Source organism: Enterobacter sp. EC_50 (genome assembly GCF_019584525.1).
GTDB lineage: Bacteria > Pseudomonadota > Gammaproteobacteria > Enterobacterales > Enterobacteriaceae > Enterobacter > Enterobacter roggenkampii.
Genome location: NZ_VDAF01000013.1, coordinates 81,903 through 95,221 on the forward strand (window position 1 = coordinate 81,903; position 13,319 = coordinate 95,221).

11 protein-coding genes are annotated in these 13,319 nt (G+C 61.3%); 8 read left to right on the forward strand and 3 right to left on the reverse strand.

All coding sequences use genetic code 11. The annotated features are described in order from the left end of the window. The first annotated feature begins 74 nt into the window (after positions 1-74). From menD to FHC48_RS12650, 7 genes are all read left to right on the forward strand, one after another. Positions 75-1,745, forward strand: a complete 1,671-nt coding sequence (gene menD, locus FHC48_RS12620) for a 2-succinyl-5-enolpyruvyl-6-hydroxy-3-cyclohexene-1-carboxylic-acid synthase (protein ID WP_059363779.1) — start codon at positions 75-77, stop codon at positions 1,743-1,745. Further along, on the forward strand, positions 1,742-2,518 hold the full coding sequence (gene menH, locus FHC48_RS12625; protein ID WP_059363777.1) for a 2-succinyl-6-hydroxy-2,4-cyclohexadiene-1-carboxylate synthase: 777 nt from the start codon (positions 1,742-1,744) through the stop codon (positions 2,516-2,518). Before menD ends, menH begins: the two co-directional genes overlap by 4 nt. Beyond that, entirely contained in the window at positions 2,515-3,372 is an 858-nt protein-coding gene (menB, locus tag FHC48_RS12630) for a 1,4-dihydroxy-2-naphthoyl-CoA synthase (RefSeq protein ID WP_008500223.1), read from the forward strand. The genes menH and menB overlap by 4 nt, the downstream gene beginning before the upstream one ends. After that, positions 3,372-4,337, forward strand: a complete 966-nt coding sequence (gene menC / locus FHC48_RS12635) for an o-succinylbenzoate synthase (RefSeq protein ID WP_059363775.1) — start codon at positions 3,372-3,374, stop codon at positions 4,335-4,337. Before menB ends, menC begins: the two co-directional genes overlap by 1 nt. After that, complete coding sequence (gene menE / locus FHC48_RS12640) at positions 4,334-5,695, forward strand: o-succinylbenzoate--CoA ligase (RefSeq protein WP_059363773.1); 1,362 nt, start codon at positions 4,334-4,336, stop codon at positions 5,693-5,695. The genes menC and menE overlap by 4 nt, the downstream gene beginning before the upstream one ends. Positions 5,696-5,819: 124 nt before the next feature. Then, positions 5,820-6,359, forward strand: coding sequence for a YfaZ family outer membrane protein (locus tag FHC48_RS12645; protein WP_023294110.1), 540 nt, complete (start codon positions 5,820-5,822; stop codon positions 6,357-6,359). 94 nt (positions 6,360-6,453) lie between these two features. Next, a complete protein-coding gene (locus FHC48_RS12650; protein ID WP_023344575.1) occupies positions 6,454-7,653 on the forward strand; it encodes a nicotinamide mononucleotide deamidase-related protein YfaY in 1,200 nt (399 codons plus the stop codon). A gap of 33 nt (positions 7,654-7,686) precedes the next feature. Here the strand turns inward: FHC48_RS12650 and glpC are convergent, their stop codons facing one another. From glpC to glpA, 3 genes are read right to left on the reverse strand one after another with little or no spacing between them, the layout of a single operon-like run. After that, entirely contained in the window at positions 7,687-8,877 is a 1,191-nt protein-coding gene (gene glpC / locus FHC48_RS12655) for an anaerobic glycerol-3-phosphate dehydrogenase subunit GlpC (protein WP_059363771.1), read from the reverse strand. Continuing rightward, the gene (glpB, locus tag FHC48_RS12660; RefSeq protein WP_032652788.1) at positions 8,874-10,091 is read right to left on the reverse strand and encodes a glycerol-3-phosphate dehydrogenase subunit GlpB; all 1,218 of its coding nucleotides are present in this window, start codon (positions 10,089-10,091) and stop codon (positions 8,874-8,876) included. The genes glpC and glpB overlap by 4 nt, the downstream gene beginning before the upstream one ends. Further along, on the reverse strand, positions 10,081-11,709 hold the full coding sequence (gene glpA, locus FHC48_RS12665) for an anaerobic glycerol-3-phosphate dehydrogenase subunit A (RefSeq protein ID WP_059363770.1): 1,629 nt from the start codon (positions 11,707-11,709) through the stop codon (positions 10,081-10,083). The genes glpB and glpA overlap by 11 nt, the downstream gene beginning before the upstream one ends. Before the next feature lie 251 nt (positions 11,710-11,960). Here glpA and glpT point away from each other — a divergent pair, with 251 nt between their 5' ends. After that, entirely contained in the window at positions 11,961-13,313 is a 1,353-nt protein-coding gene (gene glpT / locus FHC48_RS12670; protein ID WP_021241541.1) for a glycerol-3-phosphate transporter, read from the forward strand. Positions 13,314-13,319 lie beyond the last annotated feature (6 nt).

The following is a 13,319-nucleotide window of genomic DNA, read 5'->3' on the forward strand; positions in this document are numbered from 1 at the left end:
ATCCCGATTCACATCAAAATTCCAATTTTTTCTATTATTTATACTGTGTCGCATTCTTGATACCGGACAATCTCATGTCAGTAAGTTCTTTTAACCGACGCTGGGCGGCGGTGATCCTTGAAGCCCTGACGCGCCATGGCGTCAGGCACGTGTGTATTGCACCGGGTTCTCGCTCAACGCCGCTGACGCTGGCGGCCGCCGAAAACCGGGCGTTGATTCACCACACCCACTTTGATGAGCGTGGCCTCGGGCATCTCGCGCTGGGTCTGGCGAAGGTCAGCAAAGAACCCGTGGCGGTGATTGTCACTTCCGGTACTGCCGTGGCGAACCTCTATCCGGCCCTGATTGAAGCCGGGTTAACCGGTGAAAAGCTGATTCTGCTGACGGCCGATCGTCCCCCTGAGCTTATCGACTGCGGCGCCAATCAGGCCATCCGTCAGCCGGGACTCTTTTCTTCGCATCCTTCGCAGACGATTTCGCTGCCCCGTCCCACCCAGGATATTCCGGCAAGCTGGCTGGTCTCCACCGTCGATCATGCCATGGAGACGCTGCGCGGCGGGGCGCTGCATATTAACTGCCCGTTTGCCGAGCCGCTGTATGGCGAGCTGGACGATACGGGTCTTGACTGGCAGCAGACCCTCGGTGACTGGTGGCAGAGTGAAAAACCGTGGCTGCGCGAGCAGACGCACCTTGAGAGCGCGAAGCAGCGCGACTGGTTCTTCTGGCGGCAGAAGCGCGGCGTGGTTATCGCCGGGCGCATGAGCGCTGCCGAAGGCAAGCTGGTCGCCGAATGGGCGCAAACCCTGGGCTGGCCGCTGATCGGCGACGTGCTTTCCCAGACCGGGCAGCCGCTGCCGTGCGCGGATCTCTGGCTGGGTAATGCCAAAGCGGTCACCGAGCTGTCGCAGGCGCAAATTGTGGTCCAGCTTGGATCGAGTTTAACCGGCAAGCGGTTACTGCAGTGGCAGGCCACCTGCACACCGGACGAATACTGGCTGGTGGACGCGCTGGAAGGGCGTCTTGACCCGGCGCACCATCGCGGTCGTCGTCTGGTCAGCCGTATCGACGCCTGGCTGGCGCTCCATCCGGCTGAAAAACGCAAACCCTGGGCGGTTACCCTCCCGGACCTGTCGCGGCAGGCGTGGGAACTGACCCATGCGCGCTGTGAAGCGTTCAGCGAGGCCGGGCTGGCGCACCGTATTCGCCAGTACCTGCCCGAGCAGGGGCAGCTGTTTGTCGGCAACAGCCTGGTCGTGCGGCTGATTGACGCCTTTTCGCAGCTGCCCGCGGGCTACCCGGTGTACAGCAACCGTGGTGCCAGCGGCATCGACGGGCTGATCTCTACGGCGGCGGGCGTGCAGCGCGCCAGCGCAAAATCGACGCTGGCCATCGTGGGGGATCTCTCCGCGCTTTACGATCTCAACGCGCTGGCGCTGCTGCGTCAGGCGTCTGCCCCGTTTGTGCTGATCGTGGTTAACAACAACGGCGGGCAGATTTTCTCCCTGCTGCCCACGCCGCAGAGCGAGCGCGAGCGCTTCTATCTGATGCCGCAGAACGTGCACTTCGAACACGCCGCGGCAATGTTCAGCCTGAAATACCATCGCCCGGAAAGCTGGGAACAGCTGGATGCGGCGCTAAGCTCCGCCTGGAAGCAGCCGGGCGCGACGCTGATTGAGCTGGTGGTGAACGAGGCTGACGGTGCGCAGGCCCTTCAAAGCCTGCTGGCGCAGGTGAGCCAGCTGTGATCCTCTCTGGCGTGCAGCAGGCTGGAAAACCAGGCTATCCCTGGCTGGTCTTTTTGCACGGTTTTTCCGGCGATTGCCGCGAGTGGCAGGGTGTTGGTGAGCGGCTTTGCGATTACCCCAGGCTGTATCTGGATCTGCCGGGACACGGCGGATCCAGGAATCTGGGCGTGACGGGCTTCGACGAGATGAGCGCGTTGCTTACCCGAACTTTGATTAGTTACAACATACTGAAATTCTGGCTCGTCGGGTACTCCCTCGGCGGCCGCATTGCGATGTTCCATGCCTGCCAGCAGCCGAAGGGGCTGTTGGGCGTGACGGTAGAAGGCGGCCATCCGGGCCTGCAGGATGCCGATGCGCGACAGGCGCGGCTGGCATCAGACCGCCGCTGGGCGACGCGTTTTCGCAGCGAACCTCTGGATAAGGTATTCGCTGACTGGTACCAACAGCCCGTGTTTGCCTCCCTGACGGACGCCCAGCGCGACGCGCTGATTACCCTGCGCAGCCAGAACAACGGCGCGGCGCTGGCGATGATGCTCGAGGCGACGTCGCTGGCTGTGCAGCCCGACCTGCGTACCGCGTTAAGCGCACGTGATTTCACTTTTGATTATCTCTATGGCGAACGTGATGAGAAGTTTGCGGCCCTTGCTGCGGAGCTGAACGCCGTCTGCCATGCAATTCCCAACGCCGGACACAACGCCCACCGGGAAAACCCCGACGCGGTTGCCGCGAGTCTGGCTCAGATACTGCGTCTTCGAATAAAGGACACTCTATGATCTATCCTGATGAACACATGCTTTACGCCCCGGTTGAATGGCAGGACTGCTCCGAAGGCTACACCGACATTCGTTACCACAAATCCACCGACGGTATTGCCAAAATTACCATCAACCGCCCGCAGGTGCGTAACGCCTTCCGTCCGCTGACCGTGAAAGAGATGATTCAGGCCCTGGCGGATGCGCGCTATGACGACAACATCGGCGTGATTGTCCTGACCGGCGAAGGCGAGAAAGCGTTCTGCTCCGGTGGCGATCAGAAAGTGCGCGGCGACTACGGCGGATACCAGGACGATGCGGGGACGCACCACCTGAACGTCCTCGATTTCCAGCGTCAGATCCGCACCTGTCCAAAACCGGTGGTGGCGATGGTGGCGGGCTACTCCATCGGCGGCGGCCACGTGCTGCACATGATGTGCGACCTGACCATTGCCGCTGAAAACGCCATCTTCGGCCAGACCGGCCCGAAAGTGGGATCTTTCGACGGCGGCTGGGGTGCCTCCTACATGGCGCGCATCGTCGGGCAGAAAAAAGCCCGTGAAATCTGGTTCCTGTGCCGTCAATACAACGCGCAGGAAGCGCTGGATATGGGCCTGGTGAATACCGTGGTGCCGCTTGCCGATCTCGAAAAAGAGACCGTGCGCTGGTGTCGCGAAATGCTGCAAAACAGCCCGATGGCGCTGCGCTGCCTCAAAGCCGCGCTCAACGCCGACTGCGACGGTCAGGCGGGTCTGCAGGAGCTGGCGGGCAACGCCACCATGCTGTTCTACATGACCGAAGAGGGTCAGGAAGGGCGCAACGCGTTTAACGAAAAACGCCAGCCAGACTTCAGCAAATACAAACGGAATCCGTAATGCGTCGCGCGCAGGTTTACCGCTGGCAGATACCGATGGACGCGGGCGTGGTGCTGCGTGAACGGCGGTTAAAAACCCGTGACGGTTTCTTCGTGCATCTGCAGCAGGACGAGCGGGAAGGCTGGGGCGAGATTTCGCCTCTGCCGGGCTTTAGCCTCGAGTCGCTGGAGGATGCGCAGGCTGCATTGCTGGCGTGGGCAGACGCGTGGCGTGAGGGCGAGAACCCGGCGTTACCGGATGTGCCTTCCGCGGCTTTTGGTATCAGCTGCGCGCTGGCGGAGCTGGACGGCAGCCTGCCTGAAGAGGCTAACTACCGCGCGGCACCGCTCTGTACAGGGGATCCGGACGAGCTCTTCGCGCTGCTCTCCGCCATGCCGGGCGAGAAGGTCGCGAAAATCAAAGTCGGGCTTTATGAAGCGGTGCGTGACGGCATGGTCGCCAACCTGCTGCTGGAGGCGATCCCCGATCTGCATCTGCGTCTGGACGCCAACCGTGCCTGGACGCCGCTTAAGGCGCAGCAGTTTGCAAAGTACGTCAATCCGGCGTACCGCAGCCGCATTGCCTTCCTCGAAGAGCCGTGCAAAACCCGCGAGGATTCGCGCGCGTTTGCCCGTGAAACGGGGATTGCCATCGCCTGGGATGAAAGCCTGCGCGAGGCCGATTTTGAATTCGCTGCAGAGCCCGGCGTCAGCGCGGTGGTGATTAAACCGACGCTGACCGGCAGCCTGGCGAAAGTGCGCGAGCAGGTCGCGGCGGCGCACGCCTTAGGGCTGACGGCGGTCATCAGCTCGTCGATTGAGTCCAGCCTTGGGCTAACCCAGCTGGCGCGCATTGCCGCCTGGTTAACGCCTGACACGGTCCCCGGCCTCGACACGCTGAACCTGATGCAGGCTCAGCTTCTTCGCCCGTGGCCGGACAGCGCGCTGCCGTGCCTCGACGTCGCGGCGCTGGAGCCGTTGCGATGAGTTTTACCGACTGGCCGTGGCGGCACTGGCGTGCGCAATTTGCCGATAAACCGGCCCTGAGGCTGAACGACGAGGTGCTCAGCTGGCAACAGCTGTGCGCGCGCATCGACAGCCTTGCGGCGGGCTTTCACCGTCAGGGCGTGGAGGAGGGCGACGGCGTGCTGCTGCTGGCCCATAACCACCCGCACACCCTGCTGGCGTGGCTGGCGCTGCTCCAGTGCGGGGCGCGTATTCTTCCCGTTAATCCGCAGCTGCCGCGCCCGCTGCTGGACGTGCTGCTCCCGCAGATGACGCTGCGCTTTGCGCTGGTGCTGGACGGCAGCTACGACGGCCTTCCTGCCCTGAGCATGCGCGAGACCGCCGATGCGTATTGCGCTGCGTGGCAACCGGCGCGGCTGGCCTCCATGACGCTGACCTCAGGCTCCACAGGACTGCCGAAAGCGGCGGTCCATACCTGCGAGGCCCATCTTGCCAGCGCGCGCGGCGTTTTGTCGCTGATGCCCTACGGTGAAGATGACGACTGGCTGCTTTCGCTGCCGCTGTTTCACGTTTCCGGCCAGGGGATTTTATGGCGCTGGCTGCAGGCTGGCGCGCGGTTAACCGTGCGCGAGAAACAGCCTCTGGAGCAGGCGCTGTGCGGCTGCACCCACGCCTCGCTGGTGCCAACCCAGCTCTGGCGTCTGCTTAATGCCCACCAGCCTGTCGCACTGAAAGCGGTGCTGCTGGGCGGGGCGGCCATCCCTGTGGAATTGACCGAACAGGCGCGAGAGCAGGATATACGCACCTTCTGCGGCTACGGTCTGACCGAGTTCGCCTCTACCGTCTGTGCGAAAGAGGCCGACGGCGAGCCGGACGTGGGCCGTGCGCTGCCGGGCAGAGAGGTGCAGGTCGTTAACGGTGAAGTCTGGATCAGGGCGCAAAGCATGGCCTCAGGCTACTGGCGGGATGGCGAACTGATTCCGCTGACCAACGCGCAGGGATGGTTCGCCACCCGCGATCGCGGCGAATGGCATGACGGCCGTCTGACGATCCTTGGCCGCATGGACAACCTCTTTTTTAGCGGCGGAGAAGGGATCCAGCCGGAATCGCTGGAGCGCGTTATCGCCACGCACCCGCAGGTTAACCAGGTGTTTATCGTTCCGCTGGACGACGCTGAATTCGGGCAACGTCCGGTGGCGGTGGTGGAGTGCCAGCCGGGAACGGATATCACCTGCTTACCCGACTGGGTGAGGGACAAGGTGGCGCGTTTTGAGCAACCCGTCCGCTGGCTGCTGCTGCCGACTGAACTCAAAAATGGCGGCATTAAAGTCTCGCGCCGCGCGCTGCAGGAGTGGGTGAACGCAACGCTGAAGGGATAATAGCCGTTTCAAATAGTTACAATCTACTAGCCTGCCGCACGCAGAGTGCTTGATCCCCGGAAGACCCAGGTTAAAATCTCGCGGTTTTGGGACTTCTCTATAAAAATTGTGCGGGATCACGACAATGAAAAAAGTGGCATTACTGGGCTTCGGCCTGATGGTTGTATCTGCGGCGGCGAACGCCATTAGCATTAACGGCTCGGCGGGTCAGGATTATACCCACCTGGGCTTCGGCATGGGTACCGAGACATCCGGTCTGGCGATGACTGGCGGCTGGACGCATAACGATGACGACGGCGACGCGGCAAGCCTTGGCCTGGGCCTCAACATTCCTCTGGGCCCGTTCCTGGCGACCGTCGGCGGTAAAGGTATCTATACCAACCCAAATGACGGTGACGAAGGATATGCGGCGGCAGTGGGCGGCGGCCTGCAGTGGAAAATTGGCGACAGCTTTGGCCTGTTTGGCGAGTACTACTACTCTCCAGATTCCCTCTCAAGCGGTATCGACAGCTATGAAGAGGCCAACGCAGGCGCACGCTGGACCATCATGCGTCCAATCACCATCGAAGCAGGCTATCGCTATCTGAACCTGGCCGGTAAAGACGGCAACCGCGACAACGCGCTGGCCGACGGCCCCTACGTGGGCGTTAGCGCAGGCTTCTAATCTCTCCGGCGCGGCATGCTGTCGCGCCAGTTTCTCCTCTTCTCCACCCCGCGTTTGCGCTATAGTGTTTTGACCAAATAAGCGGGAGAACACAATGATTAACGTGGAGATGTTATCCACCGGCGACGAAGTGCTGCATGGACAAATTATTGATACCAATGCTGCCTGGCTTGCCGATCTTTTCTTTGAGCAAGGATTACCGTTAACGCGCCGCAATACGGTGGGCGACAATCTTGAGTCACTGGTCGCTGTTCTGCGCGAGCGCAGTGAACAGTGCGACGTGCTGATTGTGAACGGCGGGCTCGGCCCCACCAGTGACGATCTCAGTGCCCTGGCCGCCGCGACCGCAAAAGGCGAAGGGCTGGTGCTGCATGAGGCGTGGCTCTCGCAGATGGCGCGTTTTTTCTCCGAACGTGGCCGCGTCATGGCCCCCAGCAACCGCAAACAGGCTGAAATTCCCGCCAGTGCTGAACTGGTCGATAACCCGGTCGGTACCGCGTGCGGGTTTGCCATGCAGCTGAACCGCTGCCTGATGTTCTTCACGCCGGGCGTGCCCTCAGAATTTAAAGTGATGGTCGAGCAGCAGATCCTGCCGCGCCTTCGCCAGCGTTTTACCCTGCCGGAACCCCCGCTGTGCCTGCGTCTGACCACTTTTGGCCGTTCGGAAAGCGATCTGGCTCAGAGCCTCGATCACCTCCCGCTGCCGCCGGGCGTGTCTATGGGCTATCGCTCCTCCATGCCGATCATTGAGCTTAAGCTGACCGGACCGGCCACCCAGAAAGAGGCGATGCTGGCGCTGTGGCCTGAGGTGCAGCGCGTAGCGGGTGAAAGCCTGATCTTTGAAGGCACGGAAGGGCTACCGGCGCAGATTGCGAAGCATCTGCAGTCGCGTCAGCTGAGCGTGACCTTAAGCGAGCAGTTCACCGGCGGCCTGCTGGCGCTGCAGCTGTCGCGCGTCAACGCGCCGCTGCTGGCCAGCGAAGTGGTGCCGTTCCAGCAGGAGACTCTCGCGCAAACCGCCCGCTGGGCGTCCGAGAGAAGGGTGAAGCATTTTGCCGGTCTGGCGCTGTTTGTCGGCGGGCTGGATGAGGAATACCTCAACTTCGCGCTGGCGACGCCTGAGGGCACCCACGCCCTGCGGGTAAAAATGAGCATTACCCGCCACAGCCTGGCGGTGCGTCAGGAGGTGTGCGCCATGATGGCGCTGAACATGCTGCGCCGCTGGCTGAATGGCAAAGAGGTGGCCAGCGAGCACGGCTGGATTAACGTGGTTGAATCGCTGTTTGTGGAGTAACGCCTGTGCCGGGGCCTTTCGCCCCGGCCATGTTCACCCGAGCGCCTTTGCCAGCAGCGTAATCGGATGCTCGCAGCGCTTGCTGGTGGACATCTCAATCTGCCACTTGCAGGTTTCGCAGTCCGTCACCACGATATCCGCGCCGCTCTTCTCAATCTGACGGAACAGCGGAGCGCCGATCGCCTGCGACGTTTCGTAGTTTTCACGCTTAAAGCCGTAGGTTCCCGCAATCCCGCAGCAGCGTGAGTCCAGCACCGTCAGCTCCAGCCCCGGAATTAACCGCAGCAGCTCCAGCGTATAGAGTGACCAGCCCATTTTTTCCATATGACACGGCGTGTGGTACACCACTTTCAGGGGTAATTTCCCCAGCGGCAACGTCTGTCCGCTGTCCAGCTTGCGCCACAGGAAGCGCGTCGCCAGCTCGATGTGCTCGCGCAGGCCGGTGTTGTCCACGTCCAGCAGATGCGGATACTCGTCACGCAGGGTGAAGGTACAGGTGGATGAGGTCGCCAACACCGGTATGCCTTTCTCGACAATCGCCTCGCGCAGGGAGGTGACATTGCTTTGAGCCTGCCTGCGCGCTTTATCGGTAAACCCGTTGGCAATCAGCGGCACGCCGCAGCACTTTTCTTTATTCAGTAGCTGAACGCCCGTTCCCATGGCGTTCAGCACCTTCAGCAGATCTTTACCCAGCTGCGGGTGGTTGTAATTCACGTAGCAGCCGTGGAAAAAAGCCACCTGGTCGGCATACTTCGTCTGCTCCGCGGCGACGGACTTATACCAGCGGCGGAAGGTGCCGTGAGAATATTTCGGCAGGCTGCGGTGATGGTCAATCTTCAGCGTGGCATCCAGCAGCTGGCGCACCGGCTTGAGAGCGGTCGCGGCATTCACCAGCGGGGCAAACGGCGTCGAGACGCTGCCCATCAGATCGGTGTGGCTCAGAATCGCGTCCCGCAGCGACGGCTTTTGCGTGCTGTAGCGCGCCCGGGCGCGCTGAATAATATCGCCGATTTTCACATCCGACGGGCAGGCGACTTCGCAGCGTTTGCAGTTGATGCAGTATTTCAGCGCTTCATCGTACAGCTTGCCGTCCTTCAGGCGCAGACGCTCGCCGTCCGGCCCGGCCTGCTTTGGCCCGGGATAGCGTGGGTTCACGCCGCTGACCGGGCAGACGGTGGTACACACCGTGCATTTGATGCAGCTTTCAAAACGGGTATCGTTCATTGTTCAGCCTCCGTGCGCTGGCTAATCTGCTCTGCCACATACAGCGCCGTGACGGCGCAGACTCCGCCACCGCATCCCTGGGTAATGGGATCGTACCCGCCCAGCAGCGAGCCGATGGCAAAGAGATTACTGACGGGCTTACCGGCAAGCTGCGGATGCAGGTGGTTATCGACAATCACGCCGAACTGCTGCCAGGGCTGCGGCGAGAAAAAATCACTCTGATACCAGTCCGCGCGGGAGGCTCGCTGGCGAACATCCAGCCCCATAATGGCTTCCCGGATGCCCTCCCGGCTGCTCAGCAGCCCGTTGCTGAAGAAGCTGCCGCTTGCCAGCACCGTATAGCGGGCGCGAAGCGGAATATCGTCGTGGCTGCGCGTCCAGATTTCGCTCACCGCGCCGTCTGTCAGGGTGATTTTTTTCACTTCATCACCGGCCATCCAGACGCCACCCTGCGCAACAAACTTACGCTGGAGCTGGGTATGCAGGCGAATGCCGGGGACAGACGGGGGCAGCGTGGGCAACAAACCGAGCGTGCAGGGCAGACGATCCGAGAGCCAGCGCCAGAGTCGGTTATCGTTCAGGCCAAAGCACGCGGGCATCAATAGCGCATCGCATCCTTCCGCAAGCGGGCTGAGCGCCTCATACAGCAGCGGCCATTTGTCCTCGTTATCCAGAAAACGGGCGATATTCACCGCGCGAAATTCGCTCGGGTTATCGCGCAGGACATCAAGCTCAGGCAGCTCTATCTCTGCCGTTTCGGCGTTAACGCCCTGGCGACAAAGTGACGCCGCCGCGAGATGGGGCTGAAAATCCAGAAAGCCGCTAATCCCTACCACCCGCACGCGTCCCGCGTGAATGGGGGCAACGGGCACTTCCTCCGGGCTGAGCCAGGCGGAACGCAGGGTGCCTAGCGGCGTAACGCGCTGGTGATTGAATCTGGCGCTGCCCTGCAGACGCGCGCCGCACTCCGCCAGCAGCGCTTCGGTTTCCAGCGCAAAGCGGTCAATATGCTGTGCGCCAACCAGGTGATAAGGGTGCTCCGGCGGCAGCTTATCGCGGTACGCTTCGTCCACCAGATCCAGCGAGCCCGACGAGAAGTGCAGGGCGCTCTGCCCCCGGGTGATAATGGCGCAGCGCAGCCCCTGCTTCGTGAGCTTAATGCCGCAGAGCAGGCCCGCCAGCCCGCCGCCGACAATCACGGTATCAAATTTCATCGTGTTGCTCCTTCTCCAGACCGCAAAGCCCCTGGTAGACCCAGCGGGTAAATTCACTTTCACGCAGGGCATCGCCCCAGGCGACAGGCTGAATGCCTTTCCAGCGCTCGTTTAAAAACGCGCTGAGCTGATCGAGCGACTGGGTGGCGGTGGTGGTATGAAAGCGCTGCAGCAGCCCCGCAGCACGGCAGGCGCACAGCTCGCCCTGACAGGTGCCCATTCCGACGCGGGTGCGGCGGCGGAGATCGAGCAGGCTGTTGACCGTCAGGTTCTCCACCGCGTACTGCACCTCACCGGCCGTCACGGCTTCGCACTCGCACACCAGGCTGCGGCTCAATCTTCCTTCACCAAGCCACGGTGGCGTTCTGTCGCCGTGGCGGTATACCGCGGACCCGCGCAGCGGCGCGGGCAGGGAGATGATTTTCTGCAGCGTTTTTTCGGTGGACTGCCGCGATCCCGGCAGCGGCTGTTCTGCCGTGACGCACGGCTCGGTATTTCCGAGCTTGCGGCAGACGGCATCGGTCGCCCACTCGGCCATCAGGCGATAGGTCATCAGCTTGCCGCCGGTGATGGTGATAAACCCGTCCATGCCGTCGCGCGCGGCGTGATCGAGCAGCACGATGCCCCGGCTGACGTTCCGTCCGCTCGGGTCGTTGTCGCTGGTGACCAGCGGACGCACGCCCGCGTAGGCGCGCAGAATGCGCGTCTGGGCCATCACCGGGGCCAGTTTTTCCCCTTCGCGCAGCAGGATGTCGACCTCTTCAGCGGTGACGCGGTTGTAGTCAATCTCGCTGTAGTCCACGTGCGTTGAAGTCGTACCGATTAACGAAATGGTGTCGCCCGGAACGAGGATATCGGCGTCAGACGGCTTGCGGCAGCGGTTAATCACGTGGTTGTTGATGCGGTGGTCGAGGATCAGCAGCGAGCCTTTCGCCGGGAACATACGCACCGACAGGTCCGCGTATTCCGCTATACGCTGGCCCCAGATCCCCGCCGCGTTAACCACTACGGCGGCATACAGCTCGCCGTGCTCGTTGTACTGCGTATCAAACACCCGCACCCCACAGATGCGATGACCTTCGCGAATAAGCCCGGTCACTTCATGTCCGGTCAGAATGCGTGCGCCATGCTCACGGGCGTCCAGCATGTTGGCGGCGGTCAGGCGAAACGGATCGACGGTACCGTCAGGGACTTTCACCGCGCCGATAAGCGCCGGGTTGACCGACGGTTCCAGCCGCCGCGCCAGCGCCGGATCCATGGCCTCCGCCTGAATGCCCGCGGCAGTGCAGGCGGTAATAAAGGTCTCCTGAAAGGCGAGGTCATCTTCAGGAAGGGTAATAAAGAGGCCGTCGGTCGGCTCAATGCAGTGGCGTGCGATACGCTTGAGGATCTGGTTTTCAGCAATACATTCGCGCGCGGATTCCGCGTCGGTGACCGCATACCGGGCGCCGCTGTGCAGCAGGCCGTGGTTCCGTCCGGTTGCGCCCGTGGCGATATCATGGCGTTCCAGAAGCGTAACGCTTAAGCCGCGAAGGGCGCAATCGCGCGCGATCCCGGCGCCGGTTGCGCCACCACCAATGATTATCACATCACTATAACGAGGATCGTGACTGGTCATTGTTTACCCTCTATGTTCGTTTTTTATCATTTAGCCATAGTAATTTTGTGGTTTGTTTGATTTCGAACATAAACGCGCGGAATTCGAAAGTGAAACGTGATTTCATGCGCTTTTTTGCGCATTCTGTCATATTTCTGTAACAATCTGTGCGTTGATTCACAGTAACAATCACCGTGATTTCTTAACATCCCCGCCTCTGGAATTCAGGTGCGAGCCACCTGCTCATTCATTTCAAGGCCACGGAGGCTGTTATGCTCAGTATCTTCAAACCTGCGCCCCACAGGGCGCGTCTGCCAGAGGCAGAAATAGATCCGCTCTATCGCCGTCTGCGTTGGCAAATCTTCCTGGGGATCTTCTTCGGGTATGCGGCGTACTACCTTGTACGTAAAAACTTCGCGCTCGCCATGCCGTATCTGGTAGAGCAGGGCTTCTCCCGCGGCGATCTGGGGTTCGCGCTGTCGGGGATATCCATCGCCTACGGTTTTTCCAAATTCATCATGGGTTCCGTGTCGGATCGCTCGAATCCGCGCGTGTTCCTGCCTGCCGGTCTGATCCTGGCGGCAGCGGTGATGCTGTTTATGGGCTTTGTGCCATGGGCAACCTCCAGCATTGCCATCATGTTCGTGCTGCTGTTCCTCTGCGGCTGGTTCCAGGGAATGGGGTGGCCGCCGTGCGGACGCACCATGGTGCACTGGTGGTCGCAGAAAGAGCGCGGCGGCATCGTGTCGGTGTGGAACTGCGCCCATAACGTGGGCGGCGGTATTCCGCCGCTGCTGTTCCTGCTGGGGATGGCCTGGTTCAACGACTGGCACGCGGCGCTCTACATGCCTGCCTTTGGTGCCATTCTGGTGGCGATTATTGCCTTCGCCCTGATGCGCGATACGCCGCAGTCCTGCGGCCTGCCGCCGATTGAAGAGTACAAAAACGACTATCCGGATGATTACAGCGAGAAGCACGAAGAAGAGCTGACCGCGAAGCAAATCTTCATGAAGTACGTCCTGCCGAACAAGCTGCTGTGGTACATCGCGGTCGCCAACGTGTTCGTTTATCTCCTGCGCTACGGCATTCTGGACTGGTCCCCGACCTACCTGAAAGAGGTGAAGCACTTCGCGCTGGATAAATCCTCCTGGGCGTACTTCCTGTATGAATACGCCGGTATCCCGGGCACCCTGATTTGCGGCTGGATGTCGGACAAGGTGTTTAAGGGCAACCGCGGTGCGACGGGCGTCTTCTTTATGACCCTGGTGACTATCGCAACGGTAGTGTACTGGCTCAACCCGCCGGGAAATCCGGGTGTGGATATGGCCTGTATGATCGTCATCGGCTTCCTGATTTACGGTCCGGTGATGCTGATCGGTCTTCACGCGCTGGAGCTGGCGCCGAAGAAAGCGGCGGGAACGGCGGCGGGCTTTACCGGCCTGTTCGGCTACCTCGGCGGTTCGGTCGCGGCGAGCGCCATCGTGGGCTATACCGTTGACTTCTTCGGCTGGGACGGCGGCTTTATGGTGATGATCGGCGGAAGCGTGCTGGCGGTACTGCTGCTGGTTGTTGTGATGATCGGTGAAAAACGTCACCACGCGGAAGTGCTGGCGCGTCGTCAATAAGGAGCT

Bases quoted from the DNA above. Each gene is read 5' to 3' on its own strand.
- menD (WP_059363779.1), top strand. From the start codon at position 75: ATGTCAGTAAGTTCTTTTAACCGACGCTGGGCGGCGGTGATCCTTGAA.
- menB (WP_008500223.1), top strand. From the start codon at position 2,515: ATGATCTATCCTGATGAACACATGCTTTACGCCCCGGTTGAATGGCAG.
- menC (WP_059363775.1), top strand. From the start codon at position 3,372: ATGCGTCGCGCGCAGGTTTACCGCTGGCAGATACCGATGGACGCGGGC.
- menE (WP_059363773.1), top strand. From the start codon at position 4,334: ATGAGTTTTACCGACTGGCCGTGGCGGCACTGGCGTGCGCAATTTGCC.
- FHC48_RS12645 (WP_023294110.1), top strand. From the start codon at position 5,820: ATGAAAAAAGTGGCATTACTGGGCTTCGGCCTGATGGTTGTATCTGCG.
- FHC48_RS12650 (WP_023344575.1), top strand. From the start codon at position 6,454: ATGATTAACGTGGAGATGTTATCCACCGGCGACGAAGTGCTGCATGGA.
- glpC (WP_059363771.1), bottom strand. From the start codon at position 8,877: ATGAACGATACCCGTTTTGAAAGCTGCATCAAATGCACGGTGTGTACC.
- glpB (WP_032652788.1), bottom strand. From the start codon at position 10,091: ATGAAATTTGATACCGTGATTGTCGGCGGCGGGCTGGCGGGCCTGCTC.
- glpA (WP_059363770.1), bottom strand. From the start codon at position 11,709: ATGACCAGTCACGATCCTCGTTATAGTGATGTGATAATCATTGGTGGT.
- glpT (WP_021241541.1), top strand. From the start codon at position 11,961: ATGCTCAGTATCTTCAAACCTGCGCCCCACAGGGCGCGTCTGCCAGAG.